This is a genomic window from Niabella hirudinis, assembly GCF_051201075.1.
Lineage (GTDB): Bacteria > Bacteroidota > Bacteroidia > Chitinophagales > Chitinophagaceae > Niabella > Niabella hirudinis.
The window spans coordinates 1-20312 of the sequence record NZ_JBPEHJ010000012.1 but is presented as its reverse complement, the minus strand read 5'-3'; the positions used below and the strand labels follow the sequence as shown (position 1 = coordinate 20312).

Sequence of the window (20312 nt, the reverse complement as noted above, 5' to 3'; positions counted from 1 at the left end):
AGTAATGGTATCTACAAAGGCGCTAATTTAGATAAAGCGGGGAAAAATATGGCAATTTATACATAAGCGGTAGCGGTGCAACCGGTAGCATTGCCGCCGGAAAAAACCGGTCAAACGCTTTACAGACGGGAATTACAGACCAACAGACACAAAAAAACTCCATTGGTGCAATCGATTGTACTGTTTAAAAAAATAATATCCGAAGATCCGGGTTTCTTCACCGGCGTTTGTGTTTAACCGCAATGGACGCAAGGAACCCGCAAGGTTCACAAAGAGATCTAACCGGATTCCGCCATCGCGGATCCTTTGCGCACCTCGCGGTTACCTCCTGCACCTAATATCCGAAGATCCGGGTTTCTTCACCGGCGTTTGTGTTTAACCGCAATGGACGCAAGGAACCCGCAAGGTTCACAAAGAGATCTGACCGGATTCCGCCATTGCGGTCATCGCGGATCTTTTGCGCACCTTGCGGTTACCTCCCGCACCTGTTGTTCAAAATAATTTCGTTGCTATTTCTTTTCCGGCTGTAAAATGGCAGTTACCACATTTCCGCTTGAAAAGATCTTTTGAGCAGCCGCTTTCACGCTTTCGGGGGTCAAGGCGTTAATATATTTATCTGAGTTCAGGAAACGGTCCGGGTCTTTTTTCTCCAGCCTTGTGGAAAGGATATATTCCAGCCAGGTGCCGTTTTGCTCCATGGCTACCTTATTTTGTTCGATCCATTGCTGCTTTACTTTATCCAGGTTTTCTTTTGACGGACCTGCGGTTTCAATATTTTTGATCTCAGCCTGCATGGCTTTTAAGAGCGTATCTACTTTTGACGGGCCGGTTGGCAGCTGGGTAAAGAAGCTATAATGCGCATAAGGGAGCCTGTCAACGCTTACTGAAGTGCCGCCGCCATAAATACCCTGTATCTTTTCACGCAGTTCCTCAACTACACGAATGTTCAGCACTTCGCTCACGGCACGCATATTCAGCACCAGGTCTGGGCTGTACACCAGGTTGCCGGTTGCCAGGGAAAGGATCAGGCTTTTTTCGGCCTCGCCTTTATATACCGTAAGATCCACCCTGCCCTTTACGGGGCGCAGCCCATTATCTTTAAAAACAAATTTTTTCTTTGTTGCCGGTAGTCCGCCAATATAGGTTTCCACCAGTGGCTTCAGGATTTTTTCATCGATGCTGCCCACAAAAACAAACTGCATCCCATTGGCATCGCCAAAATGCTCTTTGTAGATCTGGACGGCCCGGTTCATATTGATCTGATCAAAGTACTCCGGACGGGGAACCGCTACCGGCGCCAGGGGGTTGTTCTGGTAAAGGGTTTTAAACAGGGTATCTACAAAAACGGTTTCGGGGTTCGACAGGATATAGGCGACACTGGCCTTATTTTTTTGCACAAAAGAACGGAACAATGCTGTATCTATTCTTGGAGCCGTTGCTCTAAGATATAGTATCTGTAGCATGGTTTCCAGATCTTTCACGCTCGAACTACCCGCCAATCCGTCCGTTGTTTCACCTATTGAAGCGCTCACTGAAGCGGTTTTCCCTGCTAATGCCTTTTGCAGATCGGTGGGTGAAAAGCTGCCATAGCCCATTGCACCGGTCACACTTAGTGCATACCATGCACTATACTTATCCGCTGCGCTATATCCATTGATGCCCCCGTAACGGCGCGCTCCCATCCGGATTTCATCGTCCTTAAAGTCCGTTTTCTTAAATGTTACCGTGGTTCCATTGCTCAGTTCCCAGGTGCGGGTACCCAGTTTGCTGTCCATCATTTCCTTCAGGATCCTGCCGGGTTTGGGCCGGGCGGCAAGCAGCTCGGTTGCAATCGCTTTTTCTTCATTGGCCCTGATATCCGTTCTTGCCATTACGGCGCCGGCGGCATTTACCAGGTCTTGCGCAGCCGGCAGTGCGGCCGCGGCCGGACCGGTAAGGGTTACAAAATAATTGGATTGCTTTTGGAGCGATTGTGCAAACGCATTAAGTTCTTTGAGTGTGATTTGCGGCAACAGTTCTTTTACATACTCCCGTTCCGTTGCAATGCCGGGCGTGGGCTCATTGGTTAAAAAATTACGCACATATTCATTCACAAAGCTGGAGGATTCCGTTTTTTCCCGTTCATTGTAAGCCTTGTCCATTCCGGCTTCCATCGTCTTTTTTACCCGGTCCAGCTCTGCCTGGGTAAAGCCAAAACGCCGGGCCTTTTCAATTTCCTCCACCACGGTTTCAAGGCCTTTTTTTGCCTCCGCTGCCGTGGCTACTCCCGCTCCTGCGTTGAACTGGTCGTAGTTGCGGGCATAACTTCCAAAATAGGTATACCCATACAGGAAGGGCGGATTGGGCTGCTGCGTCAGATCGCGCAGGCGCTGATTTAAGATACTTGAAAAAATATTCTTAACCAGGTCCGCCTCATATTCACCCACGGTTTGCGCTTCCTTTGAAGGAAATGCGCTGTAGGCAATGGCCACCGAATAATTTGTGGCCTCTTTGTCGGTTACCACCATGCCGTCATTACGGGTATACGGTTTTACATCAAAATAAGTGCGTACACGGGGATTATCGGGGTTTACCAGGCCACCAAAATGTTTTTGTACCAGGGCTTCGGCCGTTGCAGGATCCACATCGCCTACTACAATGGCGGCCATCAGACCGGGCCGGTACCAGTCCTTATAAAATTTACGGATCAGTGCGGGATCATAGGTCCGGATGATCGAATCCACACCAATTGGCAGGCGCTCGGCATAGCGGCTCCCTGCAAAAAGTTTGGGATAGATCTGGCGAAACATACGGTCATCGGCGCCTTTTCCCAGGCGGCTTTCCTCAAGGATCACATTCCGCTCCTCATTAATATCTTCGGTATTATAGGTTACATTATGCGCCCAGTCCTCCAGTATCTGGAAACCTTTCTCCAGGTTGCCGGGCTTATCGGTGGGGATGGGCAGCATATACACCGTTTCATCAAAAGAGGTGTAAGCATTCAGATCGTTGCCAAATCCCACACCGATACTTTGCAAAAAGCTGACGATGTCATTCTTTTTAAAATTTTTAGTGCCGTTAAACGCCATGTGCTCCGCCATGTGGGCCAGCCCCTGCTGATTATCTTCCTCCAGGATAGATCCTGCATTCAGCACCAGCCGCAGTTCCACTTTGTTTTCGGGCTTCTTATTCTGGCGGATATAATACGTAAAGCCATTGGATAGCCGGCCTATCTTTACTTTGGGGTCCAGCGGGATGGAATCAGTTAGCTTTACCTGGGCAGTTGTAATAAGGTTGGTTAACAAAAACAGCAGCAAGCTCAGTGCTGTTGTAAGGGTCCTTCTTTTCTTCATATAGTAGTTGTCTTTTAAAAAATGAACATTAGTTAGCAAAAATAAGCGTTCCGGTAATATGATGCTCATCTGGTAATAAGCTCCGGTTTATTTACCGGGCATCGGTACCTTTTACCACAATGACGATTTCTCCTTTCACCGTTTTTTGAGAAAAATAGCCTGCCACTTCCGTAAGCGTTCCGCGTTGGGTTTCTTCGTATAATTTGGTCAGCTCCCGGCTTACGCTGCATTCCCGGTCCGCGCCAAAATAGCCCGCAAGGTCATTGAGCGTTTTCACCAGGCGCAGGGGCGATTCATAAAAGATCATGGTACGATCCTCGGTTTTCAACCGTTCCAACAGGCTATGCCTTCCCTTTTTTAAGGGCAGAAATCCTTCAAAACAAAAACGATTGGCAGGTAATCCGCTGTTAACCAGCGCAGGCACAAAGGCGGTAGCTCCGGGTAAGGATTCTACTTTTACCCCGGCTTGCACACAGGCCCGCACCAGCAAAAAAGCGGGGTCCGATATCCCGGGAGTGCCGGCATCCGTTACCAGGGCCATTTTTTTGCCTGCCAGCAACTGGTCTACCAGGTGCTCCACAATTTTATGCTCATTGTGCTGGTGATAGGGTGTTAGCGGCTTGTTGACCTGGTAGTGCTGTAACAAATGCATGCTATTGCGGGTATCCTCGGCCAGGATCACGTCCACCTCTTTCAGCACTTCCAATGCCCGGAAGGTAATATCTTTTAAATTGCCAATAGGCGTGGGAACAAGGTAGAGCATCAAAAAATGTAAAATGCAAAATATTAAATAAGCAATGTAAAACGGACTGATGCCGGATACTCGATTCTCGATTCTGGATACTCGATTCTCGATTCTCGATACTTGATTCTCGATTCTGGATACTCGATTCTCGATTCTCGATACTTGATTCTCGATACTTGATTCTCGATACTGAATGCCCCCGGTCAGGGACGCTACAATACCGTTACTTCAAAATATTCCATTACCGCGTTTGCCAGTAATTTTTTGGCGGCTTCCTCTCCGATGGCTTGTGCTGCTTCCTTTGTAGCGGCCTCTACCTGCAGGGTAATGTTTTTGCCTACCCTCACATCGCTCACCGATCCGAGGCCCAGGTTTTCCAGTCCTCCCATAACCGCCTTACCCTGCGGATCCAACAATTCTTTCAATGGCATAATTACTACCTGTACTGTATAGCTCATATTCTTTCTTTATTCGGCTTAAAAATCAAAGATACAATAACATAGGCTACAAATACCAGGGGAACGGCCAGCCACTTAAAAAAGATTGCCGCCAATACCGCAATCAGTACCATCAATAGCTTATCCATATTGGCTTTCAGCGTATAAGCTTTAAACTTGAGGCTGATAATGGGCAGGTTGCTTACCATCAGGCCGCTGATAACGAGGATGGTGGCATACAGCACCGCCGGGTTAAAAACAAGATCGTTTATGGCCGGTGTGCCAGAATAGGCAATGGCCGGAAAAGAGGCGATGGTAAGACCTGCTGCCGGTGTTGGAATACCTTTGAAATAATAGCGTTGTTCTTTATCCAGGTTGAACTTTGCCAGCCGCCAAACTGCTGCGCAGGGAACAATAAAGGCCGGCAGCAACCACCATTGGCTCATCCCCGCCTGCGCTGCCAGGCCGGTTTCGAGCATCCGGTAAAGGATCATTCCCGGGGCTACACCAAAACTTACAGCATCCGCAAGGGAATCCAGCTGCTCGCCCATGGCCGAAGTGGCTTTAAAAAGCCGGGCCACAAATCCATCCAGGAAATCGACAATAGCAGCGAGCAACAGGAAAAAGCTGCCCAGGATCATACCGGTAGTGGGCCCTTTATCGCCAATGACAAAAAAAAGCGGCTCCGGCTGCAGGATGGCTTTTATGGCCAGGCAGCCAAACACCAGGTTGAGCAGTGTAAATAAATTGGGAATTTGTTTCATCTGTTTATTTTCAAAATTATCCTGTTAACCGGGCGGCCAGCTGGTCGTTTATTTTTTTATACAAATGATAGGGCTTGTATACCCTCCAGTTATTGATCTCCATCAGTTCGATGAACTGGTTGAGTTTGGCTTGTTTAAAATCGTATTGCGTTTGCGAAGGCATGTTCAGGCAAACGATCCATCCGTCTGCATCACTCAGCTCTTCGTGCAGCTCTTCATAATAATCCCGGTCGCCGCTATGAAAATTCAGTACATTCTCGGCAACCAGGATAAACTTATAAATACCTTCGCTCATAAATACTTCCAGCACATCCCGTTTAAGGGTCATAATGTCGTTTTCCACGGCATCATTCCATTCACCGATCAGCTCTATAACCGCATATCCTTCTTCATAATCCGCCATCAGTACTTTCAGGTACAGGGTGCGACTTCCGAAGAAATCCCACTGCGGATGAATGTAATAATTGTATACCGCGTCCTTATATTCAAACTGGGAATGCTCTACCCCGTAAAAAGGCGACCGTTCGTCTTCTTCACTCAGGTAAATATGCTGCCAGTTGTAGTAGGGTTCTATATCATGCACCCTGCGAAATTACTGTTTTTTAAAAATTTGAATCTGCTGAATTATTATTTTAACTTTATAGGGGAACTGCTGCAAAGGGGCCTGTTGCAAACCAACGGCATACCTGCTTCTTTTATAATGCTCCGATCCGTGAAGATGGGCCAAACAATCCGTTAAAACCTTCGTTATGAAACTAAGCCTTGCCTGCATCCTGGTCTGCTGTTTGTTCTTCGGCTGCAAACAAAAGCAAGCGCCGCCAACGCCTGCACAGATCCGCTTACCGGAACTGAAAAGAGGTGCGCTCGTATCCTGCGGCCCGCCCGATATGCAACTGGGTGTGGCCACATTTGAAACCAGCTGCCCCCCGATAAAAGATGATTTTAACCTCGGTATTAAATTGCTGCATTCGTTTGAATACGATGAAGCAGAGAAAGTATTTGCCGGTATTATTGATAAGGAGCCGGGGTGCGCCATGGGCTATTGGGGCATTGCCATGTCGAACTTTCACCCGTTATGGGCGCCGCCTACTCCTGACGACTTAAAAAAGGGCGCCAGGGCCATCGCTTTTGCGCGGTCGCTTACGGCTTCCGGCAGGGAAAAAGCTTATATCGCAGCCATCGGCGCTTATTATGATCAATGGGAAACAAGCGATCACCGTACCCGCGCACAACGCTTTGAAACAGCGATGAAAGCGCTTGCAGGCCGTTATCCCCGGGACCGGGAAGCAACGATCTTTTACGCGCTTGCGCTCAATGCAGCAGCCGACCCGGCCGACAAATCGTTTCGCCGGCAACTAAAGGCCGGCCAGCTCCTGGAGGCCCTTTACCCCGGGCAACCGGAGCACCCGGGTATTGTGCATTACCTGATCCATACTTACGACTATCCACAGCTGGCGCAACGGGGACTTGCCGCCGCCCGGAAATATGCATCGATCGCTCCTTCATCGGCCCATGCGCTTCACATGCCTTCGCATATCTTTACCCGGTTGGGTTTATGGGATGAAATGATCCGGGCAAATCTTGCATCGGTAGCCTCTGCTGTTTGCTATGCCGATGCCGTCGGTTTAAAAGGACATTGGGATGAGGAACTACACGGGCTGGACTATCTTATTTATGGATACCTGCAGAAAGGACAGAATGATTCGGCTGCAAAGCAACTCGGGTATGTAAGACAGATCACAAAGGTTGAACCATCAAATTTTAAGGTAGCTTATGCATTTGCGGCCATGCCGGCCCGTTATGTGCTTGAGAACCGGCAATGGGAAGCTGCCACCACCTTGCAGCCTGCGTCCGGCAGCATTGCCTGGGACCGCTACCCCTGGCAGATGGCCATCATTCATTTTGCCCGGGCACTGGGTGCCGTACATACCGGGCAGGTGGGGAAGGCACGGAAAGCGTTAGACACACTGCAGCGGCTGCAGGCGCAGCTTATCAAACAAAGCGACTCCTACGCGGCCAACCAGGTAGCCATCCAGGCAAAAGCAGCCGAGGCCTGGATCCTGTTTAAAGAAGGGAACAACCAGGCAGCACTGGCATTGATGCAGCTTGCCGCCGATATGGAGGATAAAACCGGGAAACACCCGGTAACACCCGGAGAAGTGCTGCCGGCCCGCGAATTACTGGGCGATCTGCTCCTGGAAATGAACCAGCCGGAAGCTGCGCTGGCGGTTTACGAAGCCGACCTGCTGACGCATCCCAACCGGTTTAACGGGGTTTACGGCGCCGGGCAGGCAGCCATAAAATCGGGGAAGCCAGAAAAAGCACATACTTATTTTCAACAATTACTGACGATCACCGATAACGGCCGGTCTGCCCGGCCGGAAATTGCCCGCGTTAAAATGTACCTGCAGCCCTCTTAAAAAAAACCCATAACAGCAAACAGGTAGCAGATGATTACCCATTCACCAGGTATTCTTTAAAGACCGTGTAATCCGGCGCCATCGCCACCGCCTGTTTGGGCTGAAGCATCAGCTCGCGTAACGAACCCGGAATTTCAATATCCACGCCGGTAGCCCGTTTTACTGCTTCCGGAAATTTTACGGGATGCGCGGTTTCGAGGAATAAACCTTTTGCATCCGGATGGGTTTGCTGGTAATCTTCCAGGGCCTTATAAGCTACGGCGCCATGCGGATCCAGCGTATAGCCCGTTTTGCGGTATACCTTTTGTATGGTGGCGATCGTATCTGCATCGGAAATGCTTACTGCAGACAGCTGATCCTTCAGCTTCGGGAACTGTTGATCAAACAATTCCATAATGCGTACAAAATTACTGGGGTCACCCACATCCATGGCGTTGGACAGGGTGGCCACCGCCTTTTGGGGCTGCCAGTTTCCGGTTTGCAAAAACGAAGGCACCACATCATTGGCATTGCAAGCCGCAATAAAATGGCCCAGGGGCAACCCGGTTGCTTTGGCCAGTAAGCCGGCGCAGATATTTCCAAAATTACCGCTGGGCACCACTACCACCGGCGCCCCGGTTTTTTCTTTCCATTGTTTATACGCAAAGAAATAATAAAACTGTTGGGGCAGCCAGCGCGCTACGTTAATGGAATTAGCAGAAGTAAGAAAACGTTTTGCGTGAATATCGGCATCGGTAAACGCCTGCTTCACCATTCGCTGACAGTCATCGAAACTGCCATCAACCTCAAGCGCTGCAATATTTTTGCCCATTGCGGTCAGCTGTTGTTCCTGCACCGGACTCACCCGTCCTTTGGGATAAAGGATTACCACGTTAACGCCTTCTACTCCATAAAAACCGCTGGCCACCGCCCCGCCTGTATCGCCGGAGGTAGCCACCAGCACCGTTACTTCTTTTTGTTCATCTCCTAAAAAATAACCCAGGCAACGGCTCATAAACCGGGCGCCTACATCTTTAAACGCCAGTGTGGGGCCGTGGAATAACTCCAGTGATGCAATGTTATCCGTAACGGTTTGTAAGGGAAAAGGAAAATTCACCGTTTGCGATACAATGTCAAAGAGCACCGCCTCCGGAATGGCCGCTCCCACATAGGGCCTGATGATGCGAAACGCTATCTCCGCTTCCGGAAGGGATTCAATATTGCGGATCAGATCCGCCTCAACACGCGGCAGGAATTCCGGGAAATACAGACCCTTGTCCGGTGCCTGGCCCTTTATGGCCGCTTCTTTAAAAGTTACTTTAGGCGAGGCCCCGTTTAAACTATAATAATTCATGAGCTCAAATATTTTGTTCCAGGTTTAACGTTTCACGTTTAAGGTTAAATTGCGGTTTCATACTCATTGTTCCCATTCACTATTCAATGCCGTTTACTTAATGATTTTTATGGTTGCCACTGAGTCACTGATTCGTTGGTTATAACTTTTACGGAAGCCACTGATAGCGCCTGCGGCACTGTCTCGGAAATATTTTTGGCTACTATTAAATACCCCCGGATCTGTGCCTCAATGGCTTTAAGGATACGGCATTGATTGACCATTGCCTATTGACTATTGCCTATTGACTATTCACTACCTCCACCCCCCGGTTATTAATCGTGGTTACGTATACATAATGATCGATGCCAATCCGGGTGTAGATGGTTTTCATAATTTCCGCAACACCCCGGGCGATGGCTTCGGTTTCGCTGAGCATAAAGATGGACGGGCCCGAACCGGAGATACCACCGCCCAGCGCACCGGCTTCCCGGCATTGCTGTTTCACTTCATCAAACCCGGGGATCAGGATACTCCGGACGGGCTCAATGATTACATCCTCCAGCGAACGGCTGATAAGTGCTTTATCATTCCGCATAAAACCGGCTACCAGCCCGGCGATATTCCCCCATTGCCGGATTGCATCCTTCAACAGTACCTTTTGTTTCAGGATCTGCCGCGCATCGGCCGTACGCACTTCTATTTGCGGATGCACCACGGTCACAAACAGGTCGGGAGTTGCCAGCGGCACAATGTCTATAGGATGGATCGACCGGATCAGCGTAATGCCGCCTAAAATACAGGGGGTGATATTGTCGGCATGTTTTACCCCGCTGGCCAGTTTTTCGCCAATCATCGCCAGCTGTACCAGCTCATCGGTAGAAAAACAGTTGTCCAGCAGCAAATTGGCGCCAACGGCGGCCCCTGCGGCACTGGCTGCGCTGGAGCCCAATCCTGAACCGGGCTTGATCCGCTTCTCAATCGTTACTTCAAAACCGACCTTTCCGCCGGCCTTCTCTATGGCCGCCAGCAGCACTACACCTGCTACATTCTGCGCGGGATCTGTGGGCAAACCAAACTGATCTTTATTGTGGATAATCACCCGCGGTTCATCAAGCAGGCGAAACTCCATAATATCATACGGATCGTTCAGCGCCAACCCTAAAATATCGAACCCGCAAACCAGATTGGCAACAGTTCCGGGGGATTTTATTTTTATTTGCTTCATTGTGAGATGTTGTTGGTGAGATGGTTTGGGTGAGATGGTTTGGGTGAGATGCTTTTAGTGAAATGTTTTTAGTGAAATGTTTCTGGTGAGATGTTGTTAGTGGGAAGTTTTTAGTGAGAAGTTTTTAGTGAGATGTGGATGGTGAGAAGTGGATGGCTTGTTACCGGGGCAATCCGTCTGCCGGCAATTCCAATGGTATCTGTTTCCTACTCATTTACCGCTCGCATAATATCTGCAAATACACCGCTGGCGGTTACATCTGCGCCGGCGCCGGCGCCTTTTACCACCAGGGGATGCTCCGGATAGCGGGCGGTATAAAACAACACCACATTGTCTTTACCATACAAATGATAGAGATCATTGCCCGGTTTGATATGCTGCAATCCTACCGAGGCTTTGCCTTCATCAAAAGTGGCTACAAATTTCAGCTTGCTATTGGCTGCCATGGCCGCATCCAGCAGCCCTTTAAAATGTGCTTCTTCCTTTTCCAGGGCTTTGTAAAAGGCATCAACCGATCCTTCCATACAGGACGATGGCAAAAACGAATGGTTTTCAATATCGTCCATCTCCATTTCAAAACCGGATTCTCTTGCCAGGATGAGTATTTTGCGCATTACATCCACCCCGCTCAGGTCCAGACGTGGATCCGGCTCTGTGTAGCCTTCATCCTGCGCCTGTTTTACCACTTCGGCAAAGGGGCGCGTTCCGTCATAATGATTGAAAACAAAATTCAGCGTGCCGCTCAGTACCGCTTCGATGCGCCGGATTTCATCACCGCTACGGCGCAGGTCGTTTAGCGTGGCAATTACCGGAAGCGCAGCGCCCACATTGGTTTCAAACAGGAATTTAGCATTAAACACATGTGCCAGCTCCTTTAATTTTTTATACTCCGCAAACGGTGATGCGGCCGCAATTTTGTTACAGGCCACCACCGAAATACTTTTCTGCAACATCCGTTCATATACTTTTGCCACTTCTTTGTTGGCGGTGATATCCACAAAGATGGAATTCCGCATATTCCGTTTGATGATCTCATTGGCGAACTCCGCTATCGAAGCCGGCTCTCCCCCCGCCAGGGATTCTTTCCAGCCGCTCAAAGAAACGCCTCTTTCTTTAAAGATCATTTTGCGGCTGTTGCTGATGCCGACCACGCTCACATTTAATTTAAGATGCTGTACCAGGAAGGCGTGCTGCTGTTTCAGCTGCTCCATCAGTTTGGTGCCTACGTTGCCCAACCCGACAATGAAGAGATTCAATTGCTTCTGAATCGTTTCAAAAAACTCTTCGTGCAGTACATTGATGGCTTTGCGGACATCATCGGTTGCGATTACGGTGCTGATATTTTTCTCCGATGATCCCTGTGCAATCGCACGGATATTGATGCCATTGCGCCCCAGCGCTCCAAACATCCGCCCGCTAACGCCCGGGAGGCTCTTCATGTTTTCGCCCACCAGCGCCACAATAGAAAGATGTGTTTCCGCCCTCAGCGGCTCTACCTTCCGGAGCGCAATTTCGTCCGCAAAAGTTTTATCAACCACTTTTTTGGCCGCCTGTAAATATTTTTGCTCAATGGCTACACAAATGGAATGTTCCGAAGAACTTTGAGTAATCAGCACCACATTGATCCGCTCCCTGCTCAGCGCTTCAAACAGCCGTTTTGAAAAACCGGGAATTCCAATCATCCCCGTTCCTTCAAGGCTCAGCAGTGCAATATTGTTTACGCTGGAGATACCGCTTACAATATGTTCCCGAACTATTTTGCCGCCTTTGGCCTTTCCTCCAACAATGGTTCCCGGCATCTCCGGGGCAAAAGTGTTCTTTATATATAATGGAATGTTTTTGCTCATTACGGGCTGAATGGTGGGCGGATACAATACTTTGGCGCCAAAGTGCGAAAGTTCCATTGCCTCACTATAAGAGATATGATCGATCACTTTTGCATTGGCCGCCAGCCGCGGATCTGCCGTCATCATGCCGTTTACATCCTTCCACACCTGCAACGATTCTGCATCAACCGCCGCAGCAATCAATGCCGCCGTATAGTCGGACCCGCCGCGCCCCAGCGTGGTGGTTACCCCCTGCTCATCGGAGGCAATAAAGCCCGGGATCACAAATACATTGCTCTTATTCTCTTTAAAATATTTACGGATCTCTTTTTCGGTTGCATCAAGCAGCACTTCTGCATGCGTATATTCACTGTTGGTAAAAATAAACTGCCGGGCATCTTTCCAAAGCACCAGCAAACCGGCATGTTTAAACGCTTCCGTAATGATCTGTGAGGATAACCATTCGCCATAAGCCGCCAGCCGATCCTGGTTCCTGGGCGTCAGCTCCCGCAACAAAAAGATGCCGTTACAGATCTCTTCAATTTCATTGATCGTCTTTTTTACCAGGCTCAGCAACGAACTTTGCGAGGCAATGGGGATCAGCTCCTTAATGGTTTCAAAATGGCGTTGCTCGATTGTGGTAATCTTTGCGCGGTACTCTTCATTGCCATCGGCGGCTTCCCTGCCGGATGTCAGCAACAGATCGGTAATACCCCCCAGGGCAGATACCACAACCGCAATAGAATTTTTCTTTGCAGCATGATCCACAATGGCTGCAACTTTTTTTATACTTTCAGCATTGGCTACAGATGAGCCTCCAAACTTAAAGACCTGCATGAACTCAATTTAATAATAAGATAAAAATGGAATGAACCCCGAAAAAAAACGGCAGAATGCCCAATGGATGATATAGCAGCTTACAACCCTCAAGGGGTTGTGGTAATGGTGGTAGTCGTTTCGTTACCGAAAGCTAAAGAAGGTTTGATATTTTGAAAAATGTACTGCATTATCTTAGATACCCGCACAAGATAAGGCAGAATAATTAAAATATTGCAAATAGCTGTTTTTTTTATAAAAAAACTCCATTTTGATACCCTGAAGGATAAAGTCCGTTAAAAAGCCGTTTCTGCTATAATTTATTGTAAAATATATGCCCGGTTTCGTCCCCCGTCAACCGCACCGGGTGCAGGTTTTCACCCCGTGGGGCGCCATCAAAGGCAAAGTCCGTTGCCCCGGTTCAATAAACCTCCTTTAAAGATAAGATGCTCTATTTCCCTACCGGCTGCAACGAAATGAGCACAGAGAACGTCTTACCGGTCAAAGGGTTGAAGGATCGGCAACGCCCTTGAGAAAACATAATGAATCCTTAAAATGGCCGGTTTTTACAGGCTGCACTATTGCAGAGAACCGCTTTTTTTGAACTTAGGCATTTGTTTTGTTGTTGTAGGGCGGAGCGCGGATCCTGTTTTGCAGACCCGTTATTTTTTAATAGAATCCATTTTTATGAATCGACTATTTCTTTTACCCGTTGGGTGCCTGTTGGCTGCATTATTTTTATCCGGTTGCGTTAGCAGTAAAAAATTCACATCCCTGCAAACCGATTATCAAAACCTGAACCAGCGTTACCAGGCCAGCCAGGTTGATCTGGCTCAAAGCCAGGCAAGGGTTAAAAGTCTTGAGGAACAACTGGAACAGGAGCGGGCAAATAATGCCTCGCTGAAAAAGGCCCTGGCGGCCCTTCAGTCCTCCCTGGATAACAGTATCAATCAAAATACACAGGGTAACGTTAATATCTCAAAACTGGTGGATGAGATCAACGCTTCCAATAAATATATACAGCACCTGGTGAACGCTAAAAACAAAAGCGACTCGCTGCTGATCGTATTAACCAATAACCTGACCCGTTCCCTGAGCCGTGATGAACTCCAGGATGTGGACGTGAAAGTATTAAAAGGAGTGGTATATATTTCATTAGCAGATAACATGCTTTATAAATCCGGAAGCTATGAAATTTCAGACCGTGCCGGGGATATCCTCAGTAAGATTGCCAAGATCATACAGGACTATAAAGACTACGAGGTGCTGGTGGAAGGGAACACCGACAATGTGCCCATCAACCGCCCCAATATCCGCAACAACTGGGATCTGAGCTCACTGCGGGCCGCATCGGTTGTAATGGCTCTGCAAACGCAATACGGCATTGATCCCAAACGGCTTACTGCTGGTGGCCGTGGAGAATATAACCCCGTTGCAGACAATAATACCGAGGAAGGCAAGACCCGCAACCGCAGAACACAGATCATTATTACTCCAAAACTGGATCAGTTTATGGAGCTGATCGACAAAGCTCCGGAAAAAAGTAAGGACACCACTCAAGCCGTTGCACCAGGAACATAATAAGCTGACATAGATGCGTTAATAAAAATGGTTGTCCTGTTTTGGGGCAACCGTTTTTATTAATTTGAAAACGCGGGAATTTGAAAATAGCCTTCGGCTGTGAGATTTGAAACGTTACATAGGGCTTGCTGTTTAACGCTGCAAGCAAAATAGGGTTCATTACTCAAAAGCGTTGCACTCAACTTCTTTGTACTCCTATGCTTGAGATCGATACGGTCTTCTTTATTTCGGTCGGTTGCTCCACTTTTCATTCCCGATTGATCGCATACGCGTCAAGTTAGCATGCAAACTATACCCGCCGCATAGCGGCAGATGAATATTGTAAGAGCGGGTTTCAACCCGTCTCGCCATCCAGACGAAGAGTTGAGAGCCGTCAGCTCGAAACATCTGCCGTACCTATGGCACTCACATCTGCCTTTTCGCTGCTAACATCGCGCTAAAGCACGATGTTCTCCAAAATCTATCCGGGGCTATGCCCCTCAAAGCCTTTAATAGCGCAGATTTGCCGGCATGCTTACATCCCCTTAACCTGACGCCAATGCGATTGATCGGGAGAAAAGTGGAAGAAAAAAGCCGGGACATCCCGACTTAAACAGCAGACCCTACTTAGAGTATAAGAACGCATCCAACATTGAACGTTAAACCTGAAACCTTGAACCTAAAACGCTACACCAGCGGTGTTTTTCCCGTGCTTTGATAATATTCAAGTTTTGAAAGAAACATAGCGGCCATTTTATCGGCCCGCCATTTTGCTTCCTCTGCAACAGTGCCATGAAAATAAGTATCGATGGTTTCCTTCCACAATTTCAGCCAGGCATCAAAATGCTGCCGGCCAATCAATAGTTTGGCGTGCGGTGGAAAAGGACTGCCGAAATAGGTATGATTTCCCAGCAGCACCGTTTCCCAGAAGGTATACATTTTTTCAAGATGCCGGGGCCATTGATCGCGGATCACCGCATCAAAAACCGGCCCCACCAACTGGTTTTCGCGGACCCTTGTATAAAACTGATCTACCAGTAAGCGTATGTCGCCGATTGTCTTTATCTCTTTTTTTTGCATGGTTATTTTAGCTCATTGAAAGATAGCGTACCAGGTAATACAAGGTCCAGGCCGCAAAAGTAATAATCAGCACCCATATCCATAGCGGTATACTTTGTGGTGTTTCGCTTCCCTCAATGAGAAAGGAGCGCGAATCGCCCTTGCCATAGGCATGGATCATCACCGGCAGCACCCCGTCTACCACTTCGTGTTCTTTAATTCCTTCCACTGTTATGGCCGGTCCGTTGCGAACCACGAAGGGAATTTTCCGGACCCCTTCTTTCCCGGAGGGATCCCTGCTTACAATTTTCAGCATGTGCTCCCCGTCTGCCAGTTTATGCGTGTCCAGTTCAAAATTAACGGGCGCTTCCAGTTCCAACACCGGGCTGGGCGCCTCATCAATAAAAACACAAATGGTACTCTTATCCATAACAAAGCTACTTATTTAAAAATAGAACGTTTAATATGACTGGCAGAAGTTTCTCCTGGCCACAGGAGCCATTTTACAGAAAAGAACAGGGAAACCGCCACAATAGCCGCTACAATTGCCACAATCCACAGGTCCCAGCGGCTTTCCGGACCGGCGCCATGACTAATGCCCCGCAATAGTCCTGGTTGTCTCCGTTCACAAACCGTGCAAGCCATGGCGATACTCCCGGATCCGAAAAAACTACAAAACAATAATATACTGCGTCTCATTCTAACTGATATTTAAAATTTTCATGGTGTTTTTAGTTTTAACAGGTCAATGATCTTCTTTACTTCCTCCGGTGTTACTTTTTTCCCCTCATTGCCCCAGCTGGTCCGTTCATGATTAATGATAGCGGCCACTTCATTTTCTGTAAAATTCATGTTGGTGCCTACCGGGGGCATTACCCCGTATTCTGCACGCGCATCATACCCGTTCATAATAATGTCTACATACTTGTCCAGGTCGGCGCCGGTTACTACCGGGCTGCCCTTAAGCGGCGGGAAGGCACCGGGTAGCCCCTCCCCGTTTTCCTGGTGGCAGGTTTGACAATTGGCCGCATACAATGCCTTACCATCCGGTGCGGCCGCCGCTCCTTTGCCGGAGCTTTCTTTTTTCTCCTTTTTATACAAAAATTCCGGCGCCGTGGTTGTTTCCGGCAGGGGCGCCTGCTTAAGCGATTGCAGGTAGGCCAGCAGGTAAAGGGCATCCTTTGTAGCCACGATCTTCTCATCTCCGTTCCGGTAAGCCGCCGGCACATTAACAATCACATCCGATTTACCCGGATCTTTTTTCCTTTCAAACAACCAGGGGTAGGCCGGCATCACCGATTCCTTTACCACAATACGGGGATTAAACAGGTGCACGAGGTTCCAGTCTTTGCCCGGTTGCCGCACGCCTACATTGGTCAGATCCGGCCCGGTACGCTCCGTCCCCATTAAAGTGGCCGTATTGCGCCAAAAATCGGTACGTGTATTGGCGGCGTAATCTGCTGCCAGCCCGGGGCGCTCGCCCCATACCCGGTCCATATCAATATTGCGCACCTGCTGGGTATGGCAGGCTACACAGCCGTTGGAGATATAGATCCCTTTCCCGATGCGGGCCTCCCTGCTCAATGTGGGTGCGCCCGGAAGCGGCCGGTTATTTTTTTGATTGGAAATGGCTGGAATAATGGCCACCATAATGGTGAGCCCCACAAAAAAAAGGGCAGCGTTTGAAAACAGTATTTTGTGATTATCGAGCATGCTCATCTTTACTGGAATTAAATATTATCAAATCATGAAGTTGCCGCATCCTCCCGCAGCCGGTTGAGGGCTGCTTCCCGGATATCCGGAAGCTCATTGCCGGGTACATACATCCGGTACATATTATACGCAAACACCAGATGCGAGGCCCACATCAGACTTCCGCCAATGGCCCGCCATAGCCAGTACGGGGCCATACCTTTTACGGTTTCGATAAAGGGTACGCCATTCAGCCATGCAACACCCCTGAGCGTGCTCCCGTACATGAGCGGAATAATGTAGAACAAAAGACCAATCAGCGCCAGCCAGAAATGAATGCCAACGCTGATCTGTGGCGGCTCCTTCCCTGTAAGCCTTGGCACGATGGCATAGATTGCAGCCCACAGAAAAAAGCAGATGATCCCGTACATGGTCATATGCGAGTGCGCAACCGTAAAATCGGTAAAGTGCCAGATCAGGTTGGTGGTACGGAAGGCCTCCGCGGTTCCCTGCAGGGAGCCGGTGAAATAGAAGATGATCCCGACCAGGAAAAAAGGAAGTGTATAACTGGAGTTTACCTTGCTCCAGGACCCTTTGAAGGTCATCAAAAAATTGGTGGTGCCGGCAATTACCGGTATGGCCATACCCGCACTGCCAACAATGGCCACGGTTTGCAGCCACCAGGGAATAGCGCTAAAAACAAAATGGTGTGTACCAATTAATGTATAAAACAGGATCTGGGTCCAAAAGGCCAGTATCCCCAGGCTGTAGGAATAAATGGGCTGATTTAACTGCTGCGGCAGAAAATAGTAGACGATACCGAGGGTAAACAGCATGAACCACATACCCACTCCCTGGTGCATATAATACCCCTGTATAATTGTTTCGCCCAAACCATTTTGCCAGATGGGGATATAGGCTACCAGCACGATCGTAATGGCAAAAATAACCGAGGCTACAATATACCAGTTGGCAATATAAATTTCGCGGGTGGTACGGGTTGCAATCGTTTTGTAAAAGTTCCACAGGGTAAGTACCAGGCCCAGCGCAAATAATGCCATTACCGGCCAGATGTACTCCCTGTATTCCCCGCCGCCGTTATTGATACCGGCCATAAGAAACAGGGTGCCCAATATAACGGATGCATTGATGAGCCACAACACATACCAGCCGGTTTTTAAGCTGTACAGTTTTGTATTGCTGACCCGTGGCACCACATAATAACCCAGCCCCAGCATGGCCAGTGAGGCCCATCCCCAAAATACGGCGTTGGTATGCACCGGGCGCAGCCGGCCAAAGCTCAGCCAGCTGACATGATCGGCATCCGGGGCTATAAATTTGACGCCCAGGTACTCGCCTACGGTAGTACCAAACAGCAGCCAAAACACGGAGCAACCCAGGTACCACAATACCAGCCGCGAAAGCGCCGGGTCAATATCCGGGCGCTTTTGCGCCCGTTTTTTTGCGGCCACTATGGGCAGTCCCCCGGGCTCATTGACCTGGAGCAGCGCCTGTTCCGGAGCGCGCTTTTCCAGAACCTGCTCCAGCGTTTCGGCGGGCAGTTCTTTTAAATATGCCGCCAGCTGATCGGCATCCTTCAACCGCTGTTTATTCTTAAACTGCCGGAGCACCCGTTGCATTTTTATATAAAGCAGTACCAGCCCCAACAATACCGGCAGCGCCAGAAGCGTTATTGTTATGAGGATACCTGTTTCGCTAAGCAGGGATCCGCCAGCGGTAGTGTTTTGCGCCGAAAGACTTACAGGAGCCAGCATGGCCGCTGCCAGCAACACCAGCAAGCAGGATGCATTCGTTTTTTTCTTTTTTAACGTGATGATTTCAAGAAGCTGCTCCCGGGTAAAGCGCTGCAGCCAGTTCCGGGGGTTTGCGGCTGATGCGCCGGAGTCCCGGATCTTTCGCATTTTTTTTCGCATCAGCAATGCCATACCCAACAGCGCCAAAACCATCAGCAGCAATAGCACCACCCACACTGTTCTGTCGGAAAAGGAAAATGCATACGGCAGCCCGCTATCGCCCGAAGGCGCTGCCAGTACGAAAACCCCCAACCACCCCAAAACCGGTATCTGTTTCATCTGTTTAATTTTTATCGACTTTTATAGGCCATCCCGGTATTTCGGGAGGAATTCATAAGCGCCTGTATTAGATATAAATACCTTTTTATCTTTTATTAAGGCAAAAAAAATCACGTCCGCTTCAGGAAGGTTTCCTTCCGGTCGAGCTTCTCAGTAAACTCACCCAGCTTTGCATTTTCCAGCATTGTTTGTACTTCCTTACGCACTTTTTTGAACTTGAAATGAATGGGGCAGGGATTGGCTTCGGAGCACTGTTTTAACCCCAGGCCGCAGCCCAGGAATAACTGATCGCCATCCACGATCTTTACAATATCAGCCAGGGAACGGTTTAGGGAGGCTTTTTCCAGGTAAAACCCGCCCGTAGGCCCCTTCATGGATTCTACCAACCCTTTACGGCTCAGTTCCTGCAGGATTTTTGCAATAAAATGTTCAGGTGAATCGATGCCCTCTGCAATCTGTTTAATGCCCACACGCCCCCCGTTCCGGGTCTGCTGCGCAATGTAAATCAGCGCGCGTATTGCATATTCGCAGGTTTTTGAAAACATTTGTGGTGCAAAGCTATGCAATTTTAATAAAAGATAAAAATATCCTCTATTGTTTTTTACCCAATCTTCGGTCAGAGAGAACACCAATGCTATTAAAATTGATTCCGGTTCTTTATAAAATAAAAAACATGCTTACAACAATCATCATACTAATTTGAAGATTTGGAAATGTGGAAATGTGGAAATAAGAGCCGGGTATTGACGGAGTCTTCGGTTTTTTGTTTGAGGTTTGATGTTTGATGTTCAGTATTAACCGGGGTCTTTGTGGGTTTAAAGTTCCAGGCTCCAGGACAAGTTTCAAGTTTCAGGTTGGTTCCCGCGTTGGGGTCGGGAGTCGGGGCTTATAGCTGAAAGCTGTTCAAAGTTTCAGTTAAAGTTGGACCATTAACGGGGTATTCGTATATTAGTAAGTTTGTCAGAAATCAGAAATCAGAAATCAGAAATCAGAAATCAGAAATCAGAAATCAGAAATCAGAAATCAGA

Annotated in this window: 16 protein-coding genes; 2 read left to right on the top strand and 14 right to left on the bottom strand. The window is 48.6% G+C overall.

Going from position 1 to position 20312, the window contains the following annotated elements; genetic code table 11:
- Positions 1-509 precede the first annotated feature (509 nt).
- The 5 genes from GGU45_RS18235 to GGU45_RS18215 form a co-directional block, all read right to left on the bottom strand.
- Positions 510-3332: a M16 family metallopeptidase gene (locus GGU45_RS18235; RefSeq protein WP_435227166.1), complete on the bottom strand. Its 2823-nt coding sequence runs from the start codon at positions 3330-3332 to the stop codon at positions 510-512.
- A 91-nt stretch (positions 3333-3423) separates the two neighbouring features.
- Positions 3424-4095 (bottom strand): 16S rRNA (cytidine(1402)-2'-O)-methyltransferase, encoded by a 672-nt coding sequence (rsmI, locus tag GGU45_RS18230; protein WP_435227164.1) that lies wholly within the window; start codon positions 4093-4095, stop codon positions 3424-3426.
- Positions 4096-4289: 194 nt separating this feature from the next.
- Complete coding sequence (gene purS / locus GGU45_RS18225) at positions 4290-4535, bottom strand: phosphoribosylformylglycinamidine synthase subunit PurS (protein ID WP_435227161.1); 246 nt, start codon at positions 4533-4535, stop codon at positions 4290-4292.
- Positions 4532-5278, bottom strand: coding sequence for a CDP-alcohol phosphatidyltransferase family protein (locus GGU45_RS18220; RefSeq protein WP_435227159.1), 747 nt, complete (start codon positions 5276-5278; stop codon positions 4532-4534). Before GGU45_RS18220 ends, purS begins: the two co-directional genes overlap by 4 nt.
- 16 nt (positions 5279-5294) lie before the next feature.
- Entirely contained in the window at positions 5295-5861 is a 567-nt protein-coding gene (locus tag GGU45_RS18215) for a hypothetical protein (RefSeq protein ID WP_435227157.1), read from the bottom strand.
- Between the two features lie 166 nt (positions 5862-6027).
- Here GGU45_RS18215 and GGU45_RS18210 point away from each other — a divergent pair, with 166 nt between their 5' ends.
- The gene (locus GGU45_RS18210) at positions 6028-7698 is read left to right on the top strand and encodes a hypothetical protein (protein ID WP_435227155.1); all 1671 of its coding nucleotides are present in this window, start codon (positions 6028-6030) and stop codon (positions 7696-7698) included.
- 34 nt (positions 7699-7732) lie between these two features.
- Here the strand turns inward: GGU45_RS18210 and thrC are convergent, their stop codons facing one another.
- From thrC to thrA, 3 genes are all read right to left on the bottom strand, one after another.
- Positions 7733-9031, bottom strand: a complete 1299-nt coding sequence (thrC, locus tag GGU45_RS18205) for a threonine synthase (RefSeq protein WP_435227153.1) — start codon at positions 9029-9031, stop codon at positions 7733-7735.
- Positions 9032-9311: 280 nt separating this feature from the next.
- A complete protein-coding gene (locus tag GGU45_RS18200; RefSeq protein WP_435227151.1) occupies positions 9312-10238 on the bottom strand; it encodes a homoserine kinase in 927 nt (308 codons plus the stop codon).
- A gap of 206 nt (positions 10239-10444) precedes the next feature.
- Complete coding sequence (thrA, locus tag GGU45_RS18195; protein ID WP_435227150.1) at positions 10445-12901, bottom strand: bifunctional aspartate kinase/homoserine dehydrogenase I; 2457 nt, start codon at positions 12899-12901, stop codon at positions 10445-10447.
- Between the two features lie 666 nt (positions 12902-13567).
- Here thrA and GGU45_RS18190 point away from each other — a divergent pair.
- Positions 13568-14461, top strand: a complete 894-nt coding sequence (locus GGU45_RS18190) for an OmpA/MotB family protein (RefSeq protein ID WP_435227148.1) — start codon at positions 13568-13570, stop codon at positions 14459-14461.
- Positions 14462-15127: 666 nt separating this feature from the next.
- Here GGU45_RS18190 and GGU45_RS18185 read toward each other — a convergent pair.
- The 6 genes from GGU45_RS18185 to GGU45_RS18160 all read right to left on the bottom strand — a co-directional run bounded on the left by GGU45_RS18185 (position 15128) and on the right by GGU45_RS18160 (position 19913).
- On the bottom strand, positions 15128-15520 hold the full coding sequence (locus GGU45_RS18185; protein WP_435227146.1) for a group III truncated hemoglobin: 393 nt from the start codon (positions 15518-15520) through the stop codon (positions 15128-15130).
- Between the two features lie 7 nt (positions 15521-15527).
- Positions 15528-15929 carry a cytochrome C gene (locus GGU45_RS18180; RefSeq protein ID WP_435227144.1) on the bottom strand — a complete coding sequence of 134 codons (402 nt, stop codon included), beginning with the start codon at positions 15927-15929 and terminating at the stop codon, positions 15528-15530.
- Between the two features lie 11 nt (positions 15930-15940).
- Positions 15941-16198: a hypothetical protein gene (locus tag GGU45_RS18175; RefSeq protein ID WP_435227143.1), complete on the bottom strand. Its 258-nt coding sequence runs from the start codon at positions 16196-16198 to the stop codon at positions 15941-15943.
- A gap of 21 nt (positions 16199-16219) precedes the next feature.
- Entirely contained in the window at positions 16220-17218 is a 999-nt protein-coding gene (locus GGU45_RS18170) for a cytochrome c (RefSeq protein ID WP_435227141.1), read from the bottom strand.
- A gap of 26 nt (positions 17219-17244) precedes the next feature.
- Complete coding sequence (locus GGU45_RS18165; RefSeq protein WP_435227139.1) at positions 17245-19284, bottom strand: cbb3-type cytochrome c oxidase subunit I; 2040 nt, start codon at positions 19282-19284, stop codon at positions 17245-17247.
- Between the two features lie 110 nt (positions 19285-19394).
- Positions 19395-19913, bottom strand: coding sequence for an RrF2 family transcriptional regulator (locus GGU45_RS18160; RefSeq protein ID WP_435227137.1), 519 nt, complete (start codon positions 19911-19913; stop codon positions 19395-19397).
- Between the last annotated feature and the right edge of the window lie 399 nt (positions 19914-20312).

Excerpts from the sequence above, each read along its gene's own strand:
- GGU45_RS18235 (WP_435227166.1), bottom strand. The coding sequence starts at position 3,332 with ATGAAGAAAAGAAGGACCCTTACAACAGCACTGAGCTTGCTGCTGTTT.
- rsmI (WP_435227164.1), bottom strand. The coding sequence starts at position 4,095 with ATGCTCTACCTTGTTCCCACGCCTATTGGCAATTTAAAAGATATTACC.
- purS (WP_435227161.1), bottom strand. The coding sequence starts at position 4,535 with ATGAGCTATACAGTACAGGTAGTAATTATGCCATTGAAAGAATTGTTG.
- GGU45_RS18220 (WP_435227159.1), bottom strand. The coding sequence starts at position 5,278 with ATGAAACAAATTCCCAATTTATTTACACTGCTCAACCTGGTGTTTGGC.
- GGU45_RS18210 (WP_435227155.1), top strand. The coding sequence starts at position 6,028 with ATGAAACTAAGCCTTGCCTGCATCCTGGTCTGCTGTTTGTTCTTCGGC.
- thrC (WP_435227153.1), bottom strand. The coding sequence starts at position 9,031 with ATGAATTATTATAGTTTAAACGGGGCCTCGCCTAAAGTAACTTTTAAA.
- GGU45_RS18200 (WP_435227151.1), bottom strand. The coding sequence starts at position 10,238 with ATGAAGCAAATAAAAATAAAATCCCCCGGAACTGTTGCCAATCTGGTT.
- thrA (WP_435227150.1), bottom strand. The coding sequence starts at position 12,901 with ATGCAGGTCTTTAAGTTTGGAGGCTCATCTGTAGCCAATGCTGAAAGT.
- GGU45_RS18190 (WP_435227148.1), top strand. The coding sequence starts at position 13,568 with ATGAATCGACTATTTCTTTTACCCGTTGGGTGCCTGTTGGCTGCATTA.
- GGU45_RS18185 (WP_435227146.1), bottom strand. The coding sequence starts at position 15,520 with ATGCAAAAAAAAGAGATAAAGACAATCGGCGACATACGCTTACTGGTA.
- GGU45_RS18180 (WP_435227144.1), bottom strand. The coding sequence starts at position 15,929 with ATGGATAAGAGTACCATTTGTGTTTTTATTGATGAGGCGCCCAGCCCG.
- GGU45_RS18175 (WP_435227143.1), bottom strand. The coding sequence starts at position 16,198 with ATGAGACGCAGTATATTATTGTTTTGTAGTTTTTTCGGATCCGGGAGT.
- GGU45_RS18170 (WP_435227141.1), bottom strand. The coding sequence starts at position 17,218 with ATGAGCATGCTCGATAATCACAAAATACTGTTTTCAAACGCTGCCCTT.
- GGU45_RS18165 (WP_435227139.1), bottom strand. The coding sequence starts at position 19,284 with ATGAAACAGATACCGGTTTTGGGGTGGTTGGGGGTTTTCGTACTGGCA.